This is a genomic window from Rhizobium sp. Root708, assembly GCF_001429725.1.
In the GTDB taxonomy this organism is placed as follows: Bacteria; Pseudomonadota; Alphaproteobacteria; order Rhizobiales; family Rhizobiaceae; genus Rhizobium.
Window position 1 is genome coordinate 55,008 of record NZ_LMHV01000010.1, and the last position, 26,625, is coordinate 81,632.

The 26,625-nt window shown below is 61.9% G+C and carries 22 protein-coding genes; 10 read left to right on the plus strand and 12 right to left on the minus strand.

Features of this window, described 5'->3' with window-relative positions:
* Positions 1-100: 100 nt before the first annotated feature.
* Positions 101-1,378: a 4-aminobutyrate--2-oxoglutarate transaminase gene (locus ASE04_RS09815; protein ID WP_056815845.1), complete on the plus strand. Its 1,278-nt coding sequence runs from the start codon at positions 101-103 to the stop codon at positions 1,376-1,378.
* 32 nt (positions 1,379-1,410) lie between these two features.
* A complete protein-coding gene (locus ASE04_RS09820) occupies positions 1,411-2,892 on the plus strand; it encodes an NAD-dependent succinate-semialdehyde dehydrogenase (protein WP_056815848.1) in 1,482 nt (493 codons plus the stop codon).
* An 82-nt stretch (positions 2,893-2,974) separates the two neighbouring features.
* Here the strand turns inward: ASE04_RS09820 and ASE04_RS09825 are convergent, their stop codons facing one another.
* Both ASE04_RS09825 and ASE04_RS09830 read right to left on the minus strand, forming a co-directional pair.
* Entirely contained in the window at positions 2,975-3,412 is a 438-nt protein-coding gene (locus tag ASE04_RS09825; protein WP_056815938.1) for a PACE efflux transporter, read from the minus strand.
* A 117-nt stretch (positions 3,413-3,529) separates the two neighbouring features.
* The gene (locus ASE04_RS09830; RefSeq protein ID WP_056815850.1) at positions 3,530-3,739 is read right to left on the minus strand and encodes a SlyX family protein; all 210 of its coding nucleotides are present in this window, start codon (positions 3,737-3,739) and stop codon (positions 3,530-3,532) included.
* A 182-nt stretch (positions 3,740-3,921) separates the two neighbouring features.
* Between ASE04_RS09830 and uxaC the strand changes: the two genes are divergently transcribed.
* Entirely contained in the window at positions 3,922-5,337 is a 1,416-nt protein-coding gene (gene uxaC / locus ASE04_RS09835; protein WP_056815853.1) for a glucuronate isomerase, read from the plus strand.
* The gene (locus ASE04_RS09840; RefSeq protein ID WP_056815856.1) at positions 5,334-6,791 is read left to right on the plus strand and encodes a mannitol dehydrogenase family protein; all 1,458 of its coding nucleotides are present in this window, start codon (positions 5,334-5,336) and stop codon (positions 6,789-6,791) included. Before uxaC ends, ASE04_RS09840 begins: the two co-directional genes overlap by 4 nt.
* Positions 6,792-7,044: 253 nt before the next feature.
* On the opposite strand, the gene ASE04_RS09845 is transcribed toward ASE04_RS09840, so the two are convergent.
* The 7 genes from ASE04_RS09845 to ASE04_RS09875 form a co-directional block, all read right to left on the minus strand.
* The gene (locus ASE04_RS09845; protein WP_056815860.1) at positions 7,045-9,495 is read right to left on the minus strand and encodes a GcvT family protein; all 2,451 of its coding nucleotides are present in this window, start codon (positions 9,493-9,495) and stop codon (positions 7,045-7,047) included.
* A gap of 1 nt (position 9,496) precedes the next feature.
* Positions 9,497-10,372, minus strand: coding sequence for a phosphotransferase (locus ASE04_RS09850; RefSeq protein WP_056815862.1), 876 nt, complete (start codon positions 10,370-10,372; stop codon positions 9,497-9,499).
* Between the two features lie 65 nt (positions 10,373-10,437).
* Positions 10,438-11,517, minus strand: a complete 1,080-nt coding sequence (locus ASE04_RS09855; protein ID WP_056815865.1) for an ABC transporter ATP-binding protein — start codon at positions 11,515-11,517, stop codon at positions 10,438-10,440.
* A 24-nt stretch (positions 11,518-11,541) separates the two neighbouring features.
* Positions 11,542-12,615: a Gfo/Idh/MocA family protein gene (locus tag ASE04_RS09860; protein ID WP_056815867.1), complete on the minus strand. Its 1,074-nt coding sequence runs from the start codon at positions 12,613-12,615 to the stop codon at positions 11,542-11,544.
* A gap of 21 nt (positions 12,616-12,636) precedes the next feature.
* A complete protein-coding gene (locus tag ASE04_RS09865; protein WP_056815870.1) occupies positions 12,637-13,521 on the minus strand; it encodes a carbohydrate ABC transporter permease in 885 nt (294 codons plus the stop codon).
* Complete coding sequence (locus ASE04_RS09870) at positions 13,514-14,476, minus strand: carbohydrate ABC transporter permease (protein ID WP_056815874.1); 963 nt, start codon at positions 14,474-14,476, stop codon at positions 13,514-13,516. The genes ASE04_RS09865 and ASE04_RS09870 overlap by 8 nt, the downstream gene beginning before the upstream one ends.
* Positions 14,477-14,481: 5 nt before the next feature.
* Entirely contained in the window at positions 14,482-15,768 is a 1,287-nt protein-coding gene (locus tag ASE04_RS09875; RefSeq protein ID WP_056815877.1) for an ABC transporter substrate-binding protein, read from the minus strand.
* A 200-nt stretch (positions 15,769-15,968) separates the two neighbouring features.
* Between ASE04_RS09875 and ASE04_RS09880 the strand changes: the two genes are divergently transcribed.
* The 5 genes from ASE04_RS09880 (at position 15,969) to ASE04_RS09900 (ending at position 21,257) form a co-directional block, all read left to right on the plus strand.
* Positions 15,969-16,643 (plus strand): TetR/AcrR family transcriptional regulator, encoded by a 675-nt coding sequence (locus ASE04_RS09880; protein ID WP_056815941.1) that lies wholly within the window; start codon positions 15,969-15,971, stop codon positions 16,641-16,643.
* A gap of 135 nt (positions 16,644-16,778) precedes the next feature.
* Positions 16,779-17,927: a Gfo/Idh/MocA family protein gene (locus tag ASE04_RS09885; RefSeq protein WP_056815880.1), complete on the plus strand. Its 1,149-nt coding sequence runs from the start codon at positions 16,779-16,781 to the stop codon at positions 17,925-17,927.
* A 4-nt stretch (positions 17,928-17,931) separates the two neighbouring features.
* Positions 17,932-19,098: a dihydrodipicolinate synthase family protein gene (locus tag ASE04_RS09890; RefSeq protein ID WP_056815882.1), complete on the plus strand. Its 1,167-nt coding sequence runs from the start codon at positions 17,932-17,934 to the stop codon at positions 19,096-19,098.
* 15 nt (positions 19,099-19,113) lie between these two features.
* Positions 19,114-19,944, plus strand: coding sequence for a sugar phosphate isomerase/epimerase family protein (locus ASE04_RS09895; protein WP_056815886.1), 831 nt, complete (start codon positions 19,114-19,116; stop codon positions 19,942-19,944).
* 38 nt (positions 19,945-19,982) lie between these two features.
* Positions 19,983-21,257 carry a Gfo/Idh/MocA family protein gene (locus tag ASE04_RS09900; RefSeq protein ID WP_056815888.1) on the plus strand — a complete coding sequence of 425 codons (1,275 nt, stop codon included), beginning with the start codon at positions 19,983-19,985 and terminating at the stop codon, positions 21,255-21,257.
* On the opposite strand, the gene ASE04_RS09905 is transcribed toward ASE04_RS09900, so the two are convergent.
* The 3 genes from ASE04_RS09905 to ASE04_RS09915 are packed head-to-tail and all read right to left on the minus strand — an operon-like array spanning position 21,254 to position 25,161.
* A complete protein-coding gene (locus ASE04_RS09905; protein ID WP_056815891.1) occupies positions 21,254-22,264 on the minus strand; it encodes a hydroxyacid dehydrogenase in 1,011 nt (336 codons plus the stop codon). The two genes, ASE04_RS09900 and ASE04_RS09905, sit on opposite strands and share 4 nt — an antisense overlap.
* Positions 22,261-24,114, minus strand: a complete 1,854-nt coding sequence (locus ASE04_RS09910) for a DUF2264 domain-containing protein (protein ID WP_056815944.1) — start codon at positions 24,112-24,114, stop codon at positions 22,261-22,263. Before ASE04_RS09910 ends, ASE04_RS09905 begins: the two co-directional genes overlap by 4 nt.
* A gap of 27 nt (positions 24,115-24,141) precedes the next feature.
* Positions 24,142-25,161, minus strand: coding sequence for a LacI family DNA-binding transcriptional regulator (locus ASE04_RS09915; protein WP_056815894.1), 1,020 nt, complete (start codon positions 25,159-25,161; stop codon positions 24,142-24,144).
* Between the two features lie 139 nt (positions 25,162-25,300).
* Between ASE04_RS09915 and ASE04_RS09920 the strand changes: the two genes are divergently transcribed.
* Positions 25,301-26,590: an ABC transporter substrate-binding protein gene (locus ASE04_RS09920; RefSeq protein WP_056815897.1), complete on the plus strand. Its 1,290-nt coding sequence runs from the start codon at positions 25,301-25,303 to the stop codon at positions 26,588-26,590.
* Positions 26,591-26,625 lie beyond the last annotated feature (35 nt).

Genomic DNA, 26,625 nt, shown 5'->3' on the forward strand with positions numbered 1-26,625 from the left:
GCCGCTTGCTTTCTTGCAGGAAAAATGTAGGATTTTTGTACGTATCTTGCAGGATTTATGCAAGATAGTTTCAATCAATCCAGAGCGCAGGAACGCACCGATGACCGCGACCACCCTCACAGACCGGAAGAACGCCGCCATTTCCCGTGGCGTTGGCATGACCACGCAGATCTATGCCGATCGCGCAGAGAATGCCGAGATCTGGGACAAGGAAGGTCGCCGCTATATCGACTTCGCGGCAGGCATCGCTGTTCTCAACACCGGCCATCGCCACCCGCGCGTCATCGCTGCCGTCAAGGAACAGCTGGATCGCTTCACCCACACCTGCCATCAGGTCGTCCCCTACGAAAACTACGTGCACCTCGCCGAGCGCCTGAATGAGCTGACGCCCGGCAATTTCGAGAAGAAGACGATCTTCGTCACGACGGGTGCCGAGGCGGTTGAGAACGCCGTGAAAATCGCTCGTGCCGCGACTGGTCGCTCGGCCGTCATCGCTTTCGGCGGCGGCTTCCACGGCCGCACCTTCATGGGCATGGCGCTGACAGGCAAGGTGGTGCCCTACAAGGTCGGCTTCGGCGCGATGCCGGGCGATGTCTTCCACGTGCCGTTCCCGGTGGAGCTTCATGGCGTCACGCCGGATCAGTCGCTGGCCGCGCTGAAGAAGCTGTTCGCCGCCGATGTCGATCCGCAGCGCGTCGCCGCCATCATCATCGAGCCGGTCCAGGGCGAGGGCGGTTTCTACTCGGTGCCGGTCTCGTTCATGAAGGCGCTGCGCGAGCTCTGCGACCAGCACGGCATCCTGCTCATCGCCGATGAAGTCCAGACCGGTTTTGCCCGCACAGGCAAGCTGTTCGCGATGGATCACCATGAGGTCGCTCCCGACCTGATGACGATGGCCAAGAGCCTTGCTGGCGGCTTCCCGCTCGCAGCCGTCACCGGCCGCGCGGAAATCATGGATGCGCCGGGACCAGGCGGTCTTGGCGGTACTTACGGTGGCAACCCGCTTGGCATCGCGGCCGCCCACGCTGTTCTTGATGTCATCAAGGACGAAGATCTCTGCGACCGCGCCAACCAGCTTGGCAGCCGGCTCAAGCAGCGCCTCGAATCGCTCCGCGAGAAGGCGCCCGAAATCGTCGACATCCGTGGCCCGGGCTTCATGAACGCCGTCGAGTTCCACGACAAGACGACGAAGCTTCCGAGCGCCGAATTCGCCAACAAGGTGCGCCTGATCGCACTGGAAAAGGGCCTGATCCTTCTGACCTGCGGCGTCCACGGAAACGTCATCCGCTTTCTCGCGCCGATCACCATTCAGGACAATGTCTTCGGCGAAGCGCTCGATATTCTGGAAGCCTCGATCCTCGAAGCAAGCGGCAAGTGAGGCGTTAGCTTTTTTGCCTGGAGTTACATGACATGGCATTCACGACTGCACTGACAAAACACGTCTCCTTTTCCTCGCCTTTCCTGCGCGACGCTGGTTACATCAACGGCGTCTGGACAGCGGGTGGTGCGACGAAGACCTTCGACGTCCTCAATCCGGCAACGGGCGAGGTTCTCGCGTCGTTGCCTGATATGGGCGCTGCCGAAACACGCGCCGCGATCGATGCTGCCCATGTAGCGCAGCCGGCCTGGGCCGCACGTCCCGCCAGGGACCGCGCCGCGATCCTGCGCAAGTGGTTCGACCTGATGGTCGCGCATGCCGATGAACTGGCGGCGATCCTGACGGCTGAAATGGGCAAGCCCTTCGCGGAAGCCCGCGGCGAAATCCTTTATGCCGCCGCCTATGTCGAATGGTATGCCGAGGAAGCCAAGCGCATCTACGGCGAAACGATCCCGGCGCCGTCGAACGACAAGCGGATGATCGTCATCAAGCAGCCCGTCGGCGTCGTCGGCACCATCACGCCCTGGAATTTCCCGGCCGCGATGATCACCCGCAAGATCGCTCCGGCGCTCGCCGTTGGCTGCACCGTCGTTTCCAAGCCGGCTGAACAGACGCCGCTGTCGGCTCTGGCTCTCGCTGTCCTTGCCGAGCAGGCAGGCATTCCGGCCGGCGTCTTCAACGTCATCGTCGGCGAAGACGGCCCCGCGATCGGGAAGGAACTCTGCGGCAACGGCAAGGTGCGCAAGATCAGCTTCACCGGTTCGACCGAGGTTGGTCGTATCCTGATGCGTCAGTGCGCCGACCAGATCAAGAAGGTCAGCCTCGAGCTCGGCGGCAACGCTCCGTTTATCGTCTTCGACGACGCGGATCTCGACGCGGCAGTCGAAGGCGCTCTGGCGTCTAAGTACCGCAATGCCGGTCAGACTTGTGTCTGCGCCAATCGTCTTTACGTGCAGTCGGGCGTCTACGATGCCTTCGCCGCCAAGCTCGCCGCGAAGGTAGAGGAAATGTCCGTCGGTGACGGCTTCAAGCCGGGCGTCACGATCGGCCCGCTGATCGATGAGCAGGGACTGGCAAAGGTCGAAAGTCACGTTGCGGATGCGGTGTCGAAGGGCGCCAGGATCGTCACGGGCGGCAAGCGTGTCGAGGGTGCCGGCACCTTCTTCACGCCGACCGTGCTGACAGGTGTTACCCGCGAAATGAAGGTCGCGCGCGAAGAAACCTTCGGTCCTGTCGCCCCGCTATTCCGCTTCGACACTGTCGAGGATGTGATCGCACAAGCCAACGACACCGAATTCGGTCTCGCCGCCTATTTCTTCGCCGGCGATCTCAAGAAGGTCTGGCGCGTTGCCGAAGCGCTGGAATACGGCATGGTCGGCATCAATACCGGCCTGATGTCGACGGAAACCGCGCCCTTCGGCGGCATCAAGCAATCCGGCCTTGGCCGCGAGGGCTCGCGCCACGGCGCCGATGACTATCTGGAGATGAAATATCTCTGCATGGGCAATGTCTGATCGCTGGATAGCTCACGCCCCAAAAACCAACGGGATCGCCGGCAACGGCGGTCCCGTTCCATTTTGATCGGTAGAGCTGGCTTTATGCTTCCTGGGCGACCGGCTGCCAACCCGGCAGCGGAAAGACACGGTCATAAGCCCAGTTGAAGACGAAGGCGTAGACCATGTAGAAAAGCGCGAAGGATACATCCATCATCAGCGCCTGAACGACACTGATACCGAGGTACCAGGCGATCATCGGCAATAGCGCCAGAAGCAGGCCCATCTCGAACATGACGGCATGCAGAACGCGGATCGCGACACTCTTCCGCGTTCCTCCGGTCAGGCGCTGCATCAAGTGGTCGAAGCCGAGATTGTAGATGTAGTTCCATAGCGTCGCCAGCGTCGCGCCGGCAACGCCGATCACGCCGATGTCGGCGATGGGCATGCCGAAGGCCAGCGCCCCGAGAGGGGTCACGAGTGCTAATCCGATGAGTTCGAAGCTGATGGCGTGACGGATACGGTCTGCGGTTTTCCGCATGATGAACCCCATTGGGAATGTTCAGGTCGTCCCGAGTTGATGCCCATAGAGGGGGAGGTCGTCCTCACGCCCTTTTAATAGGTATTCCGGCAGTCAAAAACAAGGGCCGCCGGCAGCTCAGTAGTGCGGCGGCCGCGTGATGGCGGGGGCGTCCAGAGACTGCTCCTCGAGCGACAGGAACCGCTCCGTCAGCCTGTCGAGCTTGGCGCGCGTCTGCTCCATGACCTTCCACTGTTCGGCCAGCTGGTCGGACAGCTCTTCGATCGTCTTCGCCTGGTGGGCAACGGTTTCCTCGAGTTTCGTTACGCGGCTTGTCTCGTCGGACATTGGAACCTCCTTGCCGCAAGCGGCCAATTTCGTTGGCACCTGAAAAGCGGAAATAGTCCGCGCGGTCAATCATTTCGAGGGGCGGGCAGGGCGATTTGCAAAACTGAACCGTTTGGTTACTAAAAGCCCTTGCCGCGTTCCGACTTGTGGGATAGGCCGGTAGCCCTCAGGGAGGAATTCTTATGGATGTTGGAAACGGCTTTCTTCATCCGGACCGGCTCTTTCCAGCCGATCCGGCAACCCGAACGGTTGCGCGCGACCTGTACGAGACGGTTCGCGCACTGCCGATCGTAAGCCCGCACGGGCATACGGAGCCCTCGTGGTTTGCCGATGACAAGCCGTTCGAGGATGCGTCGTCGCTGCTCGTCATTCCGGACCATTATCTCTTCCGCATGTTGCACAGCGTCGGCGTCAAGCTCGATGATCTCGGCGTTCCACGCCTGGACGGCAAGCTGGTCGCCAACGGCCGCGACATCTGGCGCGCTTTCGCCGCGCAGTACCATCTCTTCCGCGGCACGCCGTCGAGCCTCTGGGTCGACCATGCGATGTCAGCCGTGCTCGGTTGCGAAGAGCCGCTGACGCCTGAGAATGCGGATGCGCTCTACGATCATATCAATGCGCAGCTGGCGCTGCCGGAATTCAGGCCGCGTGCCCTGCACAAGCGTTTCGGCATCGAGACGATCGCCACGACCGAAGGCGCACTCGATCCGCTGGTGCATCACCAGACGATGGCGAAAGACGGCTGGATCGGCCGCGTCCGCACCACCTATCGCCCGGATAGCGTCACCGACCCGGATGCCGTCGGCTTCCGCGAAAACCTTGCCCGGTTCGGCGAACTCACCGATTGCGACGTGACCAAGTGGGAAGGGCTGATCGATGCCCACCGCAAACGCCGCGCTTATTTCCGCCAATACGGCGCGACCGCCACCGACCATGGCGTGCCGACGGCCTTCACGGCGGACCTGCCGCTGGCAGACAAGCAGCGCCTGCTCGACAAGGCGCACAAGGGCACGCTGAGTGCCGAGGAGGCCGAGCTCTTCCGCGGCCAGATGCTGACCGAAATGGCCGGCCTATCCGCCGAAGACGGCATGACGATGCAGATTCACGCCGGCTCGCGCCGCAACACCGATCGCGAACTGTTCCAGACTCGCGGTCCCAACATGGGCGCCGATATTCCGACGCCGACCGATTGGGTCGGCGGTCTCTCGGCCATGCTGTCAAAGTACGGCCATGCGCCGGGATTGCGCGTGCTCCTGTTCACCCTCGACGAGACGACCTATGCCCGCGAGCTGGCGCCGATGGCCGGCCATTGGCCGTGCCTGATGATCGGACCGCCCTGGTGGTTCCACGACAGCCCGAACGGCATTCGTCGCTATCTCGATCAGGTGGTGGAGACGGCAGGCTTCGCCAATCTGGCGGGCTTCAACGACGATACCCGCGCGCTTCTGTCGATCCCGGCCCGCCATGATGTCTGGCGCCGCGAGGTCTGCCGCTTCCTGGCGCAGTTCGTGACCGAACACCGCATGACACGCAAGGAAGCCGAGATCGTCGCCGGCGAACTCTCCTACGGAAACGCGAAGAAGGCATACAAGCTGTGACCGAACGTCTGACCAGCCTTTCCGGCCTGGCGCCGACCGCCAAGCTTCCGGCCTATGATCGCAAGGCACTGAAGCCTGGCATCCTGCATCTCGGCCCGGGCGCGTTCTTTCGCGCCCACTTCGCGCCGTTCACCGATGCCGCGATTGCGGTTGCCGGTGGCGATTGGGGCATCGAGGTTGCGAGCCTGCGTACGGCCGATGTCGCCGATCACCTGAACGAGCAGAGTGGGCTCTATACGATGCTCGTTCGCGATACCTCTGGCACGACCGCGCATGTCATCGGCCCGATCCTGCGCGCCCATGTCGCGACCCGCAATCCCGGCGATTTGCTTGGAAGGCTTGAAGATCCGGCTATCCGCATCGTCAGCCTGACGGTAACGGAGAAGGCTTACGGCTTCGATTCCGCCACAGGCGGCCTCGACCTGAAACACCCCGACATTGCCGCCGACCTCGCCAACCGCCATGCACCGCGCGGCGCCATCGGCTATCTCGTTGAAGGTCTTGCGCGCCGCCGCGCCAAGGGTATCGCGCCGTTCACACCGCTCAGCTGCGATAACCTGCCGAACAATGGCGCTGTATTGAAACGGCTCGTACTCGAATTTGCCGGTCGCATCGATCCGGACCTCCAGCAGTGGATCGAGGCGAATGTGCCGTTCCCATCGACCATGGTAGACCGCATCACACCGGCAAGCACGGATGCCACCTATCGCGACGCCGAAAGCCTGACAGGCAGGCAGGATCTGGCGGCGATCGAAACCGAACCTTTCACGCAATGGGTCATTGAGGATCACTTCGCCAATGGCCGCCCGGAATGGGAAAAGGTTACCGGCGCGCTGATGGTCGAGGAAGTCTCGGCTTACGAAAAGATGAAGCTGCGGATGCTCAACGGCGCGCATTCTTTGCTCGCCTATCTTGGATACATAGGCGGATATGAATTCATCCGCGACGTCATGGACGATGCTGGCCTGGCAGCTTTGGCGCGCCGTCACATGAATGCGGCCGCCGCCACGCTCGACCCCGTTCCCGGCATCGATCTCGAGACCTATGCCGACGAATTGATCGCACGCTTTGCAAACAAGGCGATTGCCCACCGCACCTATCAGATCGCCATGGACGGCACGCAGAAACTGCCGCAGCGTCTTCTGGAGCCCGCGTCCGAGGCTTTGGCGAACGGCGGTAAGGCGGAGACCTACGCGATCGCGGTGGCGGCCTGGATGCGCTATGCCCTTGGTGTCGACAGGAAGGGCGAGCGCTACGAGCTGCGCGATCCTCGCGCGGCGGAAATTGCCGCTCTGCTCGCCGACGTGCCGCGCAACGGCGGTGCCGTGTCGAAAGCTCTGTTCAGTCTGCCCGGCCTCTTTCCGGCGGCGCTGACCGGCAATATAGGCTGGACCGAAGATGTCGCGAACAAGCTGGAAATCCTCATCCAGGACAACAAGCTGCCACTGATCTGAGCGAGAGGCTGCGATGGGTGGGGCCGTCGCCGTCGCAATGCGTTTTCCAGGCAAGCGATTGGTGCCTCTCATTCCCAATAGAGGCTAGCTTTTAGCGAACTGCCACCCCCAACCTGTACATGTGCTTGTCGCAGGGATCCCGCGCGCCCAAATCCTTGGGCGCAGGAGACTCTTTCCACGGGTTATGGTCGCTCACCGCACCGACGCGTGGTAGCTGGATTCCTGTGACAAGCGCAGGAATGACGGTCCCCATTTACCCCTTCACGCGCACCATCTCCGGATCGTACAACGGTTGCAGCGAGACGCTGCAAGGCACGCGCTCGCGGGCAACGTCGAGTTCGTAGCTGCCCGACAGCACGAAGTCCTCGCTCACACCCTCGGTATTGCGAACATAGCCGTAACCAATCGGCTTGCCGACCGTGTAGCCAAAGCCGCCGCTGGAGAGCCAGCCGACGCGCTTGCCGTCACGGTAGATCGTCTCGCGGCCAAGCAGCACGACATCAGGATCATCGGGCACGAAGCAGGCCAGCATCTTCTTGACGCCGGAGGCGAGTTGCCGTTCGAGCGCCTCGCGTCCGCGAAACGGCGTATTCTTCCTGGTCTTCACGGCCCAGCCGAGCCCGGCTTCGATCGGTGTATGATCTGGGCCGATATCCGAACCCCAGGCGCGATAGCCCTTTTCAAGGCGGCAGCTTTCGATGGCGCGATAGCCGGCATTGCTGAGCTGCAGCGGAGCGCCCGCCGCCATCAACGCGTCATACACGGTCGTTGCGTATTCGACCGGCACATGCAGCTCGTAGCCGAGCTCTCCGACATAGGTAATGCGTAGCGCCCGGACGGGGCAGCCGGCGATACCGATCGTCTTGATGCGACCGAACGGGAATGCCGCGTTGGAAACGTCGCTGTTCGTCACCTTCTCAAGCACGGCGCGCGCGTTCGGCCCCATCAACGAAAGGACGGAATAGGCGGAGGTGACGTCGACGAGCTCCGCGTGCATCCCGTCAGGAATATTGCGTGCGATCCAATCGAAGTCATGAGTCGCGAAGCCGGTGCCGGTCACGATGTAATACTCGTCGTCGGCCACGCGAGCGCAGGTGAGATCGCATTCGATCCCGCCCTTGTCGTTCAGCATCTGCGTGTAGACGAGCGAGCCGACCGGCTTAGCCACGTCGTTGGAGGCAATCCACGACAGCGCCGCCTCGGCATCGCGCCCCTTCAGCACGAACTTGGCGAAAGACGTCTGATCGAAGATCACGGCGGCCTCGCGCACGGCCTTGTGTTCCCGACCGACGGTCTCGAACCAGTTCTGGCGGCCGTAGGTGTAGATATCCCTCGGCTCCTCGTTGGCGAAGAGATCGGCAAACCAGTTCGGCCGCTCCCAACCGAGCTTTTCGCCGAAGCAGGCGCCCTGCGCCTTCAGCCGATCGTAAAGCGGCGACTTGCGGCACGGCCGACCGCTGGAATACTCCTCGAAGGGGAAAGCCAATGTGTAGTGCTTGCCGTAGGCTTCCAGTGTGCGGGTGCGCACCCAGTCCGTATCGAAGTGCGGACGCCCGAAGCGGCGAATATCGACAGGCCAGAGATCATAAGGTGGTTCGCCCTTGGCAACCCATTCGGCCAACGCCATGCCGGCGCCGCCGCCGGACGCGATGCCGAAGGCGTTGAAGCCGGCGCCGACGAAGAAGTTCTTCAGCTCCGGGGCTTCGCCGAGAATGAAATTGCCGTCGGGCGTAAAGCTCTCCGGCCCGTTCAGCAGCTGTTTGACACCGACGGTTTCGAGAGCCGGAACGCGGCCGAGCGCCTGTTCCATGATCTGTTCGAAATGATCGAAATTGCTGTCGAGCAGTGTGTAGTGGAAGCCCTCGGGAATCCCACCCTTGGCCCATGCGATCGGGTTCGGCTCGTAGCCGCCCATGACGATGCCGCCGACCTCTTCCTTGTAATAGGTCAGCCGGTCCGGATCGCGCAGCGTCGGCAGGTTCGAGGGAACGCCGAAGGACTCGGTGATAATGTACTGGTGCTCGACGGAGACGAGCGGCACATTGACGCCGAAGCGGGCGGCAAAGGCCCGCGTCCATTGACCGGCGCAGACCACGACGCGTTCGCACTCGATCCGCCCATGCTCGGTAATGACGGCGCGGATCCGGCCCTTGTCGATCTCGAGGTCGATCACCTCGGTATCCTCGAAGATCGAAACGCCGGACATGCGGGCGCCTCTGGCAAGCGCCTGCGTGATGTCGGACGGGTTGGCCTGGCCATCGGTCGGCAGGTAGGCTGCGCCGACGAGGTCGTCTATTGTCATCAGCGGCCAGAGATCGAACGCCTCCTGCGGCGTCAGCAACTGCATGTCGAGCCCGAAGGACTGCGCGGTCGTTGCCTGCCGCTTGACTTCGGTCCAGCGCTCCTCGTTGCAGGCGAGGCGCAGGCCGCCATTCATCTTCCAGCCGGTGCCAAGCCCCGTCTCAGCTTCGAGGTTCTTGTAGAGATCGACGGAATAGCCGAGCAGCTGAGTGATGTTGGCGCTGGTGCGCAGCTGGCCGACAAGGCCGGCTGCATGGAAGGTCGTGCCCGAGGTCAGCTTCTTGCGCTCCAGCAACACTGTGTCCGTCCAGCCGAGCTTGCCGAGATGGTAGGCCGTCGAGCAGCCGATAATCCCGCCGCCGATGACAACAGCCTTTGCAGTCTTGGGCAATTCCTTCGTCATATTACCGATCCTGTTCAAAAGCGTCATAGGCGCGTTCGAAACGCGCTAAATTCTCGGCCGTATAGCCGGCATAGTCGAAGTCGATGGTGGAGTGGATTTCCGAGACCATGCTCCACAGCGTTTCGCGCAGCAGCGACGCGCATTTCATGGCTTGGTAGCGCCGCCAGAGATCAGCCCTCACCTGTATCCGGTAGTAGCTCTCGAGCATCGATCGCTCGGTCGCCTCGGAAAACTCGCTGTTGGAGGCAAGGCCGCCCAGATCGAAAAGCGGCGTGTTGAACCCCGCATAGTCCCAGTCGATCAGCCACAGCCGCTTGCCGTCATCGAGGAAGTTGGCGGCCAGCATGTCGTTGTGGCCGAAGGCGATCTCGAACGGGCCACCCGCCGCCTCCAGCGTTTCGGCCTTGGCGAGCAGGTCCGGGAAGAGCTGGCGATGGCGACTGTTGGCGGCCTCCAGATTGGCGATGTAGTCGCGAATGACGTGAAACACCCAGAAAATCGCCGCCGCGCCGCGAAATTCGCGGGCGATGTCGTGGTGGCAGGCCCGCACCAGCGGGATGACCCGCTCCAGCATCTCAGGATGCCGAATGTCCTCAGGCATGAGCGCCTTCGACTCGATGTAGTCGAGGACGAGCACGCCCGGCACATGATGGATGACTTCGGGCGAAAGCCCCGCGGCATGCGCGGCCTGGCTGGCGGCAAGCTCGTTCTGCCGGCTGATGTGGTGGACCGGGATGTCTTCTCCGAGCCGGACAACCCGTCGAGCCGCGCGATCCCGCACCAGGTAGTTCCGGTTGGTGATGCCGCCGGTCATCGGCACGATATCGATCGGACCCTGCCAGATGCCGAGCGCATGAATCCGATCTTCAGGCGTCACGCTTGTCCCCTCGCGGCCTATCCTATTGAAATCATGGCCAGAGCGGGATCGACTGTCAAGCGCGGCTAGATCGTGGCTCCTGATGCGTCGAAGACGTGACACCGCGCGGGCTCGAAGGAGGCCTTCACGTTCGCTCCGCGCTCCACCTTCTGCTGTCCATCGAGCGCGATCGTCAGTTGCTGTACATCCGGCGTCTTCGCGTAGAGCATGGTCGCGCCACCGAGGTTTTCGACGAGATCGACATTGACGGTAGCAAGCGTGATGCCGGCGTTTTCGAGCACCGACAGGTGTTCCGGACGGATGCCGAACGTCACGGCCTGGCCGGGTTCGGTCTTCAGTCGCCGAGGCAGACGAACGGAGTTGCCACACACGTTGATGGTCGTCTCGGCTTCACCCACCTGCTCGACCCGCGCCTGCAGGAAGTTCATCTTCGGGCTGCCGATAAAGCCCGCCACGAAGCGGTTGGCCGGGTTGTTGTAGAGGTCCAGTGGCGCGCCGACCTGCTCGATGCGACCGGAGTTTAGCACCACGATCTTGTCGGCCATGGTCATGGCTTCCACCTGGTCGTGGGTGACGTAGATCATCGTGTTGCCAAGGCTGCGATGCAGCCGGGAGATTTCGACGCGCATCTGCACGCGCAGTTCCGCGTCGAGGTTGGAAAGCGGTTCGTCGAACAGGAAGATGCGCGGCTCGCGCACGATCGCGCGACCGATCGCCACGCGCTGGCGCTGGCCGCCGGAGAGCGCCTTCGGCTTGCGCTCCAGCAGCTTCTCGATCTGCAGGATTTCGGCGGCGCGCTTCACTTTCGGCTGGATCTCGGTCTTCTTGTAGCCGGCGGTCTCAAGTCCGAAGGCAAGGTTCTTATAGACAGACATATGCGGGTAGAGCGCATAGGACTGGAACACCATGGCGATACCGCGCTTGGCCGGCGCCACCTCGTTCATCCGCTCGTTGTCGAGCAGAAGAGCACCGCCGGTGATCTCTTCGAGACCCGCGATCATCCGCAGCAGCGTGGACTTGCCGCAGCCCGAGGGGCCGACAAATACCGCGAATTCGCCGGGATCGATCTTGAGGTCGATGCCGTGGATAACATCAAGGGCGCCGTAGCGCTTTTCGACCTTCTGGAGAACGACGCTTGTTGCCATGATCTCAGGATCCTCCCTGGTCCGTTACTTCGTGCGAGCACGCCAATCGGCGTACTTCGGGCTGTCCGATCCGATCGGCAGGGTGACTTCGCTGCCGGTATCGGACGATTGATAGATCGCGGTGACGAGTTCCAGCGCGCGACGCGCGTCCTTTGTCGTTACCGGCAGCGGCCCGTTGCCGCTGAGATAGGCATGAAAATGCTCCATCTGCGTCGTGAAGCGCGGCGCCACTGGCTGCCAGTTTCCGATGACGACGTCGATGCGCGCCTGGACCTCGTCGTTGGCGGCGATGATCTTCCAAGGATCCTTGCCCGGCGAATAGGGCTCATGGTTGCTCTCGAAGGTCACGTTCTCGAAATGCAGCCGCAGGCGGCTGATCTGCTCCTGCGAACCGAGCGTACAGGAGAGCGACACGAAGGCGCCGTTCTGCATCAAAAGGCTTGCCGAGGCGCAGTCCTCGACCTCGATGTCGTTCACGCGGGTGGCGACGCGGCCGAAGACCTTCGAAACCGGCCCCATCAGGTGCAGCAGCATGTCGTGCAGGTGCAGCGCATGCGTCACCAGCACGCCGCCGAGCTCGGTCGCCCATTTGCCGCGCCACGGCACGGCGTAATATTCAGGCGTCCGCAGCCAGAAGGTTTCCACCGAGCCCATGTAGGGCTTGCCGGCAATGCCGGCCTCGATGATCCGCTTCGCCTTCTCGATGCCGTCGCCGTAGCGATACTGGAAGATCGGCATCAGCGTGCCCTTGGCCGCCCTCTCCGCTGCCATGATCGTGTCGACGCCTGAGAGAGAGCCGGTCAGCGGCTTCTCGCAGATGACATGCTTGCCTGCTGCCAGCGCGGCGACCACCTGCTCCAGATGGATGCCGGGCGGCGTGCAGATGTCGACGATATCGACGCTATCATCGGCAAGCACATCGGCAAACGAGGTCGTGCGCTTGGCGATGTCGAACTCGTCGCCGATCTCGCGCAGCCGCTCTTCGTTCAGGTCGCAGATCGCCACGACCTTGAATTTGTCGGGATGCGGCAGGTAGCCTTCGACGATGTGGGAACGGCCGATGCCGCAGCCAACGATCGCAACATTCTTGATACTCATTGATCTATATCCGTAACTGCATCAGCGCTTCATGCCTGTCGTGGCGATGCCTTCGATCAGCAGCCGCTGGAAGAACAGGAAGAAGAAGAACACGGGCACCAGCGTCAGCGTCGACATCGCGAACAGGCCGCCCCAGTCCGATGCGCTGGTCGAGTCGACGAAGGTGCGCAGGCCGAGCTGGATCGTGTAGGTGTTCATGTCGTTGAGGTAGATCAGCGGCCCGAAGAAGTCGTCCCAGGTCCAGATGAAGGAGAAGATCGCGGCCGTCGCCAGCACCGGCAGCGACAGCGGCAGCATGATCTTCCAGTAGATGCGCCAGGCACTGCAGCCGTCCATCATTGCCGCTTCGTCGAGTTCGCGCGGGATGCCGCGGAAGAACTGCACCATCAGGAAGATGAAGAAGGCATCGCTTGCCAGAAACTTCGGGACGACCAGCGGCAGGATGGTGTTCACCCAGCCGAGGTTGAGGAACAGCACATACTGCGGGATCAGCGTCACGTGATACGGGATCATCAGCGTGCCGAGCATGATTGCGAACCAGAAGTTCCGGCCGGCGAAACGCAACCGCGCGAAGGAATAGGCTGCGAGCGAACAGGCAACGACATTGCCGATGACGGTCAGCACCGAGATGACCAGAGAGTTCCAGAAGAACCGCCCGAAGCTGATGTCGAGCCCGGTCCAACCGCGCACATAGGAGCCGAAGTCGATCGACGACGGAATGAGCGATGTCGAGGAGAAGATCTCGTTCTCCGGGCGCACGGAGGCCGACACCATCCACAGCAGCGGATAGAGCATCAGCAGCGAACCGAGGATCAGCAGCGTGTGGATGACGACCGATGCCGGCCTGCTGCGCTTGGTGATGTCGGACGGCGGTGCCGCAACGGCTGATGTGATCCCATTAGTCATCGTAGTGCACCCAGTAACGCGAGGTCAGGAAGGAGAAGGCCGTGAAGATCGCGATGATCAGCACGAGGATCCAGGCGAGCGCCGAGGCGTAGCCCATACGGAAATTTCCGAAAGCCTCCTGATAGAGATAGAGCGTGTAGAACAGCGTCGAATTGATCGGCCCGCCGGTGCCGCCCGAGATGATGAAGGCGGGCGTGAATGCCTTGAAGGCATCGATCGTCTGCACCACCGCGTTGAAGAAGATGACAGGCGTCAGAAGCGGCAGGGTGATCTTGTAAAACTGCCGGAACTTGGATGCTCCGTCGAGGCTGGCGGCCTCGTACATGTCGGTCGGAATCTGGCGCAGACCGGCGAGGAAGATGATCATCGGCGAGCCGAACTGCCAGACGCTGAGCGCGACCAGCGTGTAGATCGAGTAACTGGGGTGTGAGATCCAGCTTGGTCCGGCGATCCCGAAATTGGCGAGCGCTGCATTGACCAGGCCGTCGCCGGCAAAGAGCTGCCGCCAGAGCACTGCGATCGCCACACTGCCGCCGAGCAGAGACGGCAGGTAGAAGATGGCGCGATAGACGGGCAGACCGCGCACACCCTTGTTGAGCGCCATCGCCACCAGCAGCGCGAAAGCGAGCTTGAAGGGCACCGACAGAACGACATAGGTCAACGTGACCTTCATCGCAGCGGCAAACTTCGGGTCGGCGGTTGCGATGCGCACGTAGTTCGCAGAACCCACCCACTCGGCCGACCGGATCATGTCGAAATCGGTGAACGAGAGGTAGAGCGAAATCACGGCCGGCCCGAGCGTCAGTCCGAAGAAGCCGATCAGCCAGGGCAGAAGGAAGAGGTAGCCGGGGGCGTTGGCGTTCCAAATCCGCCGCCACCGACTATCGGCGACCACCCCCTGGTGATGTTCCACCGTCACGGCCGCGTTGGCCGTCGCACGCATCGCATTGTTCATGTGCTTCAACCTCGCGCGAGAATACGCGTGATCTCATCAACAAGCTGTTTTCCGCCATCGGCGGGTGTCATCTGCGCGAAGCCGACCTGCTCGGAAATGTTCCGCAAGGCCAGTTCGCCTTCGCCGGCGCCGGATGGCGGCGGTGGCGGCAGCTTGCCGGCGAGGTCGCCGAGGCCGCTAACATATTCGAGCGGGATCTTGCCGACCGCGTCGAGCTTCGTCGCCACGATATCCCGCATTGCCTTCGATTCCGGAATACCACGCTCGACATCGAGCAGTGCGGCGGCTTCGGGGTTCGTCACGAAGAAATTGACGTAATCGACGGCCTGTTCGATGGCTTTCGATTGCGCCGACACCGAGAAGAACATCGACGGCTTGCGATAGTGACCGCCCTTCGAGTCCTTGGCGACGCGCATGTAGTTGCTGAGCGCGAGCTTGTCCTTGTTCATCTGCTGATAGGCGACGAACTGGTTCGAGTGCGCGTAGCCGGAAGCGGATTTGCCGAGCGTCACGGTGTTGGTGTCGACATCGTTCTTGTCCAGGGCCTGTACGTCGGCTGGAACACAGGCGCCGGCATCGCGGAACTTGTTCCACATGTCGAACCATTCCGAGGCTTCCTCCGCGCCGAAAGCGATCTTGCCGTCGGCGGTGTAGAGTGCTTTGCCGCGCTGGCGCAGGTAGTTTTCGAAGAGCGGCTCGTTGCCGCTGCCGTCTGCCATGCCGAACATGCCCTTGCGCTTGCCGGCCTTGGTCAGTTCGGCTGCCATCTTGCCGAATTCTTCCCATGTCGTTGCCTGCGTCGGCAGGTCGATGCCCGCTTCCTGGAAGGCAGTCGTATTGATGACCGTCGCAGCCGAATTCGCGCCGAGGCTGACACCGTAAAGGTGGCCGTTGACACTGCCGCCTTCAACCTGGGCCTGGTCGAAATCGCCGAGGTTCAGCTTCGAAGGCATGTAGGATTCGAGCGGGGCAAGCGCACCGCGCCCGGCATATTCGACGATATAGCGATAATCCATCTGGATCACGTCAGGCGCGTTCTTGCCGGCGACCTGCGTTGCCAGGCGCGGCCAGTAATCGCCCCAGCCGAGAAACTCGCCGGTGATCGAAACGCCCGAATTCTTGGCCTTGTAAAGTTCGGAAACCTTGTTGGTTCTGTCCGCGCGGGGCTGCGAGCCCCACCAGATCAGACGAAGGCGGCTATCGGCGGCAAATGCCGGTGCGCCCATTGCGGAAAGCGTGAGAAGCGAGGCCCCACCCGCCATGAAACCACGTCTGTTGATGCTGAATGTCATCTGTTTTTCCTCCTCCCTTGGGGAGCGCCTCCACACGCTCCTTGCTGGTTTCTCTTGCAACAAATAACTAATTGGTTACAAGCTATGGAGAAGCGCCGGGTCTGTCAAGCGCCATGACGAACAGCTCGGCTCTATTTGCTTTTTACAATTTGCTCATAAGGCACTATGAGCGCTGGGAAGTCATTGAAAAGGGGAAGCTGATGGAAGGCGCCGGAAGAGGGGGGAAGACCACCGCAAAGCGACGTCCGCGCCAGCGCGTTCTGCAACGCGATCCGGAGCGAACGCGTGCCGCCATTCTGGAAGCCGCAACCCAGGAATTCGCCGAGAACGGCATGGGCGGCGCCCGCGTCGATGCCATCGCCGAGCGCGCCGGTACCAACAAGCGCATGCTCTACCACTATTTCGGCGACAAGGAGCAGCTCTACCTGCATGTTCTCGAGGAAGCCTATGTCGGCATCCGAACCGCCGAGCGCGCCCTGCACATCGGCGACCGGAGCCCGGAGGAGGGGATCAGCGATCTCGCACTCTTCACTTGGCGCTATTTCCTCAAGCATCCGGAGTTCCTGAGCCTTCTCGGCACGGAAAACCTGCACCGGGCCCGCTGGCTGCGTCAGTCCGTGCGTCTGAAGGAGCTTCATTCACACCTGTTGGGCGAGCTCGAACAGGTGCTGGAACGAGGAAAGAAGGCGGGCGTCTTCATCGCGAGCGCCGATCCCTTGAATGTCTATCTGACGATTGCATCGCTCGGATATTTCTATCTTTCCAACCAGTACACGCTGTCCACGATCTTCGGACGCGAGCTGTCGGAGCCTGACAATATCGATGCCTGGGAACAGCAGATCGTCCATGTGACGCTGGCCTCGATCAAGGCCTGAATTCCGAAATTTAGTTTTGTGTATTGACACCGGTGCTTCACGTCTGTCATCAAAGTAACTGTTTAGTTACTGGCCGGGAGGAGTTGCACCGTCGCGTGCAGCCGGCCTCGCAAGATTTTTTGCAGGGAGAGAAACGTGGCTCGTCTAGGGATCATTTTGCACGGCGTTACCGGTCGTATGGGTTACAACCAGCATCTCGTCCGCTCGATTTTGGCAATCCGCGATCAGGGTGGCCTGACCTTGAAATCCGGAGAGAAACTGGAGATCGACCCGATCATCGTTGGCCGGAACGCGGCCAAGATGGAAGAGCTTGCCAGAAAGCATGGCATCAAGCGCTGGTCGTCGGATATCGACGGCGCGCTTGCCAATCCTGACGATCAGATCTTCTTCGACGCCGGCACCACGCTGATGCGTGCCGATCTGCTCTCGCGTGCGCTGGATGCCGGCAAGCACGTCTATTGCGAAAAGCCGATCTCCGACGATTTGCAGGTGGCGATCGACCTCGCGAAAAAGGCCCGGGCATCGGGTCTCAAGCATGGCGTTGTTCAGGACAAGCTGTTCCTGCCCGGCCTTCGCAAGCTGGCGCTGCTGAGAGACTCCGGCTTCTTCGGAAAGATCCTCTCGGTGCGCGGCGAGTTCGGCTACTGGGTGTTCGAGGGTGATTGGGGTGTTCCGGCCCAGCGCCCGTCGTGGAATTACCGCAAGGCCGACGGCGGCGGCATCATTCTCGATATGCTTTGCCATTGGCGATATGTGCTCGACAATCTCTTCGGTGAGGTCAAAGCCGTGTCGTGCCTCGGCGCAACCCACATCGGCACGCGCGTCGATGAAGCCGGCAAGCCCTATCACTGCGATACCGACGATGCCGCCTATGCGACGTTCGAACTGGAAGGCGGCGCCATCGCCCACATCAATTCGTCCTGGGCCGTTCGCGTTCGCCGTGACGACCTCGTGACGTTCCAGGTGGACGGCACACATGGCTCGGCGGTCGCGGGCCTGACCAAGTGCTGGACGCAGCATCGCGTCAACACGCCGAAGCCCGTGTGGAACCCGGATCAGCCGCAGACGATCGATTTCTACAAGACCTGGGACGAAGTGCCGGACACGCAAGCATTCGACAACGGCTTCAGGGTGCAGTGGGAAATGTTCCTCCGGCATGTGGCTGAGGATAGCCCCTGGCCTTACGGACTGGAGGCCGGAGCCAAGGGCGTCCAGCTGGCGGAACTGGGCCTGAAATCCTGGGCCGAGCGCCGGTGGCTCGACGTGCCGAAGCTGGAGTTCTGAGATCGTGACCAGCATCAATCTCCCGCTGGACGGCAAGATCGTCCCCTATACGCTGACCGGCTCGCCGATCGAGCTAAAGAAGCGTCGAGCCGAAGAGTTTCCGCGTATCGCCTTCGCGGCGGCGCACGTCGTTGCCGATCCTCTGGCGGATAACGATCCCTGGCTTGCGCCGGCGATCGACTGGGATCGAACCCTGGCGTTTCGCCATCGGCTGTGGGATCTCGGGCTCGGGGTTGCCGAGGCGATGGACACGGCTCAGCGTGGAATGGGCCTTGGCTGGCCGGAAGCACGCGAGCTGATCCGGCGGGCGCTTGCCGAAAGCGCAAGCCGCGGCGATGCGCTTATCGCCTGCGGTGCCGGTACCGATCACCTTGTGCCCGGTCCGGACGTTACGATCGATACGATCATACGAGCCTACGAAGAACAGATCGAGACGATCGAGGCGGCCGGCGGACGTATCATCCTGATGGCGAGCCGCGCGCTTTCCGCCGCGGCCCGAAGCCCCGACGACTATGTCAGGGTCTACGATCGCATTCTGCGCCAGGTGAAACAACCGGTCATCATCCACTGGCTGGGCGAAATGTTCGATCCGGCGCTGGAAGGCTACTGGGGTGATGGGGATCACCTGAAGGCGATGTCCGTCTGCCTGCAGGTCATCGGCGCCAATGCATTTAAGGTCGACGGCATCAAGATTTCCCTCCTGTCCAAGGAAAAGGAAATCGCCATGCGCCGGCAATTGCCGAAAGGCGTGCGCATGTACACGGGCGACGACTTCAACTATGCCGAATTGATAGCCGGCGATGAATCCGGTCATTCGGATGCACTGCTCGGTATATTCGACGCCATTGCGCCTGCAGCCTCTGCAGCACTCGAGGCGCTGGGGCAGGATCGCAACAGCGAGTTTTTCCAGCTTCTGGAGCCGACCGTGCCGCTGTCACGGCATATCTTCAAGGCACCGACCCGCTTCTACAAGACGGGCGTCGTGTTCCTCGCTTATCTCAACGGGCTGCAGGATCATTTTACGATGGTCGGCGGCCAGCAATCGGCACGTTCTCTCTCGCATCTGGCCGAACTGTTTCGGCTCGCCGACAAGGCACGCGTGCTTGCGGACCCGGATCTGGCTGTGCGCCGCATGCGCGATGTGCTCGCGGTTCACGGTGTCGCCGGTTAAGGGAAGGAGAACAGCATGCATGTCGAGGGTCTGTCCATCAATCTCGCGACGATCCGGGAACAGTGCGGTTTTGCCCGCGCGGTCGATACCTGCCTGACGCACGGGATCACCTCGATCGCTCCCTGGCGAGACCAGATAGCGGCAATTGGCCTGAAGGAGGCCGCACGCATCGTCAAGGCTAATGGCCTGAAGCTCACCGGCCTTTGCCGCGGCGGTTTCTTCCCGGCCGCCGACGCTGCTGGCCGCCAGCAGGCGATCGACGATAACAAGCGCGCCGTCGACGAAGCCGCAACTCTCGGGGCCGACTGCCTCGTTCTCGTCGTCGGCGGATTGCCGGGCGCCTCCAAGGATATCCAGGCCGCGCGGCAGATGGTGGCCGACGGCATCGCGGCAACGCTTCCGCATGCGCGAGCCGCCGGTGTCCCGCTCGCCATCGAACCCTTGCATCCGATGTATGCCGGAGATCGCTCCTGCGTGAATACACTCGGTCAGGCGCTCGACATGTGCGAGCAGCTGGGTGATGGCGTCGGTGTCGCGATCGACGTCTATCATGTCTGGTGGGATCCCGATCTTGCCAATCAGGTTGCGCGTGCCGGGCGTCTGAAGCGGATCCTCGCGCACCATATCTGCGACTGGCTCGTTCCGACCAGGGACATGCTGACAGACCGCGGCATGATGGGCGATGGCGTGATCGATCTCAAAGGCATACGAAGGATGGTCGAAGCCGCCGGCTTTTTCGGCGCGCAGGAAGTCGAGATTTTCTCCGCCGAGAACTGGTGGAAGCGGCCACCGGAGGAAGTCATCGCAACCTGCGTCGAACGCTATCACAGTTGTTGCCTGGCCTAGAAATCTGTTCGTTTCATACGCATGAGGAGGATCATTCGATGGAGAAACGTCGCTTTGCCCTGATCGGAACGGGAAACCGCGGCACCACCATGTGGGGCAAGGAACTGCTCGCCGGCTGGCGCGAGCATGTGGATCTCGTCGCGATCGTCGACACCAACTCGCTGCGTGCCGAGCGGGCCCGCACGATGATCGGCAGCAATGCGCCGATCTATGAGAATATCGACGCCATGCTCGCCGAGCAGCAGGTCGACCTCGTCATCGTCTGCACGCCTGACTATACGCATGACGACATCGTCGTTCGCGCCCTGGAAGCCGGCATCGACGTCATCACCGAAAAGCCGATGACGACGGCGGTCGACAAAATCCGTCGCATCCTCGATGCGGAAAAACGAACCGGCAAGCGCGTCGACGTTTCATTCAACTACCGCTACGCGCCGACGGCCGCCAAGATCAAGGAACTGCTGAACGCCGGCGAGATTGGACGCGTCACCTCGGTCGACTTCCACTGGTATCTCGATACCAAGCACGGTGCCGATTATTTCCGTCGCTGGCACGCCTATGCTGAAAACTCCGGCAGCCTTTTCGTGCACAAGGCAACGCACCACTTCGATCTCCTGAACTGGTACCTGGACAGCGACCCGGATGCGGTCACCTCCTTTGCCGACTTGCAGAACTACGGCCGCAAGGGGCCGTTCCGCGGCCCGCGCTGCAAGCTCTGTCCGCACGCCGGCGAGTGTGACTACTACCTCGACCTTGAAGCCGATCCGTTCCTCGACTCGCTCTACGAGGATCCGTCGAAGATCGACGGCTACTTCCGCGACGGCTGCGTCTATCGCGAGGATATCGATATCCCCGACACGATGGTCGTCAGCCTCCGCTACAAGAACAATGTCCATGTTTCCTATTCGCTGAACACGTTCCAACCGATCGAGGGCCACCACATCGCCTTCAACGGCACGCATGGGCGCATCGAGCTCAGGCAATACGAGAAGCAGCCGTGGGAAACGCCTGACGAAGACACCATCCTGCTCGTCCGCAATTTCCCGAAAGACAAGCCTGCCCTCGAACGCATCGTCGTCCCGCATTCGGCCGGTGGCCACTACGGCGGCGACAACCGGATGCGCAACATGATCTTCAAGCAGGGCATGGAAGACAAGCTCGGTCAGCGCGCCGGCACACGCGCCGGCGCCATGTCAGTGCTCTGCGGCATTGCCGCTTTGACAAGCTCACGCACGGGCAAGGTCGTGAAGATCTCCGACTTGATGCCGGAGATCGTGGCTGGCGGCGCACCGGCGGGTTTGAAGGCCGGCTAAGCGATCATTGCCAGGTCGCGGCGCTGGATCTGATAGAGGAGCGGTTCGCCCTTGGTGAACCGCTCTATTTCGTCGATCGCCATATCCCCGAGCCGTCCGCGTTCCAGCCCCACGGCGCCGGCGATGTGCGGCGTCAGGAAGACATTCGGCAGAACGTAAAAAGCCGACCCCTTCTCGGGTATTTCAGGATCCGTGACGTCGATGATGGCGTCGATCCTTCCGGTCGCAAGTGTCTCGAGCAGCGCTGCCTCATCGATCAGCGCGCCGCGCGCCGTATTGATCAGCGTGGCGCCGTCCTTCATCAGAGAAAGCTCGGCAGTGCCGATCATGTGATGCGTCGATGGAAGGGAAGGGGCGTGCAGCGAGACTATGTCCGATCGTCTCATCAGCGTCGCCAGATCGACCTTCTCGGTTCCGAGGCTTCCTGCCTCGGTGGCGTCAATGGTCGGATCGAAGAGAAGTACCTGGTATTCGAATGACCGCAACAGTTCGATGACCCGTCGCCCGATGCGCGAGGCGCCGATGATGCCAACCGTGCGGCGATAATTGCCGATCGCCAGCCGCTGCATCGCATGCGTCCGGTCGCGGTCGCGATCGGATACGTAGTGGTCGCGGAAGCGAAACACCTGCTTGCCGGCAAAGATGATCGCCGCAAGCGTAAATTCCGCAACCGGCACCGAATTGGCCTCGGCGGCATGCGTCACGGCGATCCCGGCATCAAAGATCTGCTCACCGATGATGCCCTTCACGGTGCCGGCCGCATGGGCGATCAGCCGCAGCTGGGGGGCCGCCGCAAGCACTTCATGCCCAACAGGCGGAGCCCCCCAGCCGGTGATGAGAATATCTGTCTTGGCGAGAATGCGGATCGCGCGATCGTCGCTGAAATTCTGCAGCGGTTGAGGATCGAGAACATCGCCGATGCCTGCGAGCCGGTCCAGTGCCTCGGCGCTCAGGACGTGTTCGGTCCGGGACGGCTGCATTGAAAGCGCAATGGAGGGACGCGTCATGACATTTGTCCCGGCGCTTCGATGGCGCTGACCCGGATGCCCGAATTCGCCACCAATGCTTCCAGCTCCTGAAGGTCAGGGGCACGAGGCGGTGTGGTCCAGGCGCCGGTTACCGTGTCCGTATCGTTGGCGGCAAGTACCGCCGTCATCAGGATCGTCTGGCCCGCTGCAATTTCGCCACGCAACTGCGGCACCAGAGTCTTCGCAACGATCATGTTGGTGTTCGGCGGCGCCTTCTGCGTCAGGCCGACGCGCCGAGCCGAGCCGATATCGACGATCCCGCTGAAGTCGGCCTCGCCGATGGCGTAGGCGCTCGCACCGTCGGCGACCAGCGTATCGAGCTCGAAATCCCGGCGCGCGATCGCAAAGCCACCCTCTGCCGTCTGTAGCGGCCGGGGCGTGTTGATGCGGTGGACGCGGATATGCCACGGCGCCGCCGGCACCAGCCACGTTTCGACATCCACGTCCTGAAATGGCGACCACCTGGAATAAAGAACCTCGCCCGCAAGCTTGGCCTCCTTGTTGGTCTCGCGAACCCGGTAATGCAGGCCGTCATCGCCGAAGGCGAGGGCGGAATCGAAGGCCGCGCCGGCGAAGTTGCGCTCGTCGGATTCGACGCTGAAACCGTAGCGGCTGGAATAAGCGAACTTCGCGTATTTCTCCGTGCCGAACCGCATCTGCAGGTTTTCCTGGCCGGAAGAAAGCGCAACGACATCGCCGCGATCACGCATCAGCACCATGCCGGGATGACGCTGTGGCAGCACACTCACCGTTTCGGCCGGTGGCGTTTCCTCGGCCGTCCAGAAAGGATGGTCCTCGGCCAGCGCCAGCGGCAGAAACGCCTTGAAGGCCCAATAGGGCGAACCAGCCGAATTATAGTTCTCCGACATCAGCAGGTTGGGATAGCCGAACCCGATCGACAGAATCCCATCCCGGTTGGTCATCGGCTTGTCCTTCCACCAGCGTAAGTGCTGCAGGCAAAGGCTCTTGACCTCGCCCCAGGGCAAGGCCTCGAGGTCGGCAAAGGCAAGGGCCGACCAGAAACCGGCGCACGCAAAGCGGTAGGTGAGGCTGCGGCCGAAGGGAATGGTCGCGCCATCCGCGCCGAACCACTGCTTGAAGTCGTTCGCGAACAGCAGCGCGCGTTCGCGGTAGCGCTTCGCGTAGTCGTCATCGACAAGCTTGGAATAGATCAGCCCGTAGAAGTGCATGGCGAAGGGAATGTAGTGGTCGACGCGGCGCACATTGCCGTCGCGGTACCAGCCGTCACCAATATAGAAGCCCTCAAGCTCCTCGAGATACTGCTTGGTCAGGCTGCGGTCGAAACTGGCGCCGACGCGATCGAGCGCGATGTCGACGAAGATGCGAAAGAATTTCCAGTTGTTGTCGGCATAGTCAAACTGCCGGGCATGCTTGAGATAGGCGACGACGTTGTCGCGCGCCCGACCGCCAAGCGGCTCCCAGATCTTCTCCGGCACCAGCGCCAAGGCAAAACCGAGCGCGGCAAGCTCCACCATCCGCTGGTCACGCCCGTTCACCGTGCCCCAATATTCCGGGTGTTTGGGATCGGTGCCGTTGGCGATGCCCTCCGCAAACCGATGCCATTCCGCGAAGTCGCCGCCGCCCGCGCCAAGCGGCGCCAACCCCCAGAGCGGCCGCGCAAAGCCCTCGAGATCCGCTGCCGCGCGGTCGAAATGCGCAGCCGCGCCGTCGAGCCGGACGCGGGCATTGCCTGCGGAGAAATAGGGGAGCAGCGGATCGAACAGGTCACGAAGCGCCCGCGATAAGTCCTCGCGTGTCTTCAGCGGATTGTTGGCAAGCGGATTTGCACTGGCAGGATCATAGGTCATCGGCATTGCTCGTTTCAGGGGCTCATGTCAGGGGTTCGAAACGGTGCCGCCGGCAATCGGGACGACGGCATGGCAAATCTGGCGGGCAGGGGCGGTGCGATCCCTGAAACGCGCCACCATGAGACCGGCCGCCTCGCGGCCCAGTGCCACGCGATCGACGCGCATCGTCGACAGCGGCGGGTTGGTCATCAGCGCGCAGGGAAGATCGTCGAAGCCGAGAATGGCGAAATCCTCTGGCACCCGCAGACCTGCTTCGGTCACCGCTTCGAGAACGCCGACGGCGATGAAATCGTTCATGCAGAAGGCGGCAGTGAATCCGGCTTTTTCGGCGAGCACCCCAGTCGTCAGTTCATGCGCTTCCTGCGTTGCACTGCCTTGAAAGCTCATCGACACAAGACGTCCTTCGGCGCCATCCACCTCTGAAATCGCCGCCTTGAAGCCCCTGACGCGTTCGCGAATCGTGTTTCGATGCGATCCCGTCAGATGCAGGATCCGCCGATGACCGGCGTTCAGTAGCCGGGTCGTCGCTTCGTAGGCACCGAAGAAATTGGAGGGCGCCGTGCCGTCGATCTTCATCTGCGGATCGGTGCCGTTGACCAGCACCGTCGGGATCGCCGCATCCTCGATCCATGCGCGAAGCTCGGCGCTGGGATCGATCCCGACCAGGAACAGTCCACTCGCACCCGCTGTCTGCATGTAGTCATGCACCACATTGGCGGTCGCCCGGTTTTCGCGGATCAACCGCACCTCGAAGGGCATACCGGCATCGAGCGCACCCGCGCGCAGGCCCTCAACGATCCCTTCGTAAAAGACGCTAAGCCCGCCGGTCACGCCGTCGCTTGCAATCAGCGCCAGGGCACCGCGTTGCGCGCCGCCGGCCGTACGGGCTGAGTAACCGTTCTCCGCCGCCACCTTGAGAATGTGCTGCCGCACGCTCTCGCTGATGCCCGGCTCGTTGGCGAGTACGCGCGACACCGTGGATACGGATACCCCTGCCATCGTCGCGATGTCGGCCTGTCTCAGTTTCTTGGTTTTGATCTCGTTCATGAGGGCAGATTATGCAAATTATGCAAATTTGCAAGAGAAAGATAATTTGTTGCATTGGCGGTTTTTTTGCGTAATCTACCCCGCACCAAGCCCATCAATCCGTTGGAGGACGGCCGGGCGACGAAGAGGAGGATGAAAAATGCAGGTCAATCGCCGTTCATTTCTGATGGGCTCGGCCGGTATCGCCGCCGGGCTGACCTTTGGCGCCGGAAGCGCAGTTCCAGCCTTTGCGGAGGACGCCAGGCTGCGCGCCATGTGGTGGGGCTCGAACGATCGCGCCAAGCGCACACTTGATGTCGCGAAGCTTTATGAAAGCAAGAATGCCGGCGTTTCGATCGTCGGCGAGTCGCTGAGCGGCGACGGCTACTGGACCAAGCTCGCCACCCAGATGGCCGGCCGCGCCGTCGCGGACGTGTTCCAGCTGGAGCCAGGAACGATCTCGGACTATTCCAAGCGCGGCGCCTGCCTCGCGCTGGACGAATTCGTACCCTCGACATTGAAGGTCGATTCCTTCGGCAAGGACATGCTGAAGCTGACGACGGTCGACAGCAAGCTCTACGGCATCGGTCTCGGCCTCAACTCCTTCGCGCTGTTCTTCGACCAGGCCGCCTTCGACAAAGCCGGCATCCCGGTTCCGACGGCCGATCTCACCTGGGAGGAATACGCCAAGCTCGCGGTCGAGCTGACGAAGGCCGGCGGCAAGGACAACTACTGGGGTGGTCCCTATGGCGCGCGCTACACCTACGTCTTCGATGCCTGGTTGCGGCAACGCGGCAAGAGCCTCTACAGCGATGGCAAGCTCGGCTTCAGCGTCGATGACGCGACAGCCTGGTACACCTTCTGGGAAGACCTGCGCAAGAAGGGCGGCACGGTCGCGGCCGACGTCCAGACGCTCGACCAGAACACCATCGACACCAACGCGCTGGCGCTCGGCAAAGCGGCAATGGGCATGGCCTATTCCAACCAGCTCGTGGGCTATCAGCTGATCTCCAAGAACAAGCTCGCGATCACGCTGCTGCCGCGCGAAAAGAAGGGCGGTCCATCCGGCCATTACTACCGGCCGGCATTGATCTGGAGCGTCGGCGGTAACACCAAGAACGGCGAGGCTGCGGCGAAGTTCATCGACTTCTTCGTCAACGACGTCGAGGCCGGCAAGATCCTCGGCGTTGAGCGCGGCGTGCCGATGTCGCCTGTCGTGCGCGAAGCGATCCTCCCGCACCTCAATCCGACCGAGCAGGACACGGTGAAGTACATCAACCTGCTCAAGGATCAGGTCGGCGAGTATCCGGCTCCAGCCCCGCTCGGCTCGACGCAGTTCGACCAGCGTGTCTTCCGTCCGATTGCCGATGAACTCGCTTTTGAGCGGACGACGCCTGCGGAGGCCGCGGCTCGTCTGCTGGAAGAGGGCAAGGAAACCATCAAGGGCTAGTCGCCATCAGCCGACACCTTCGCGGTCACCCCTCT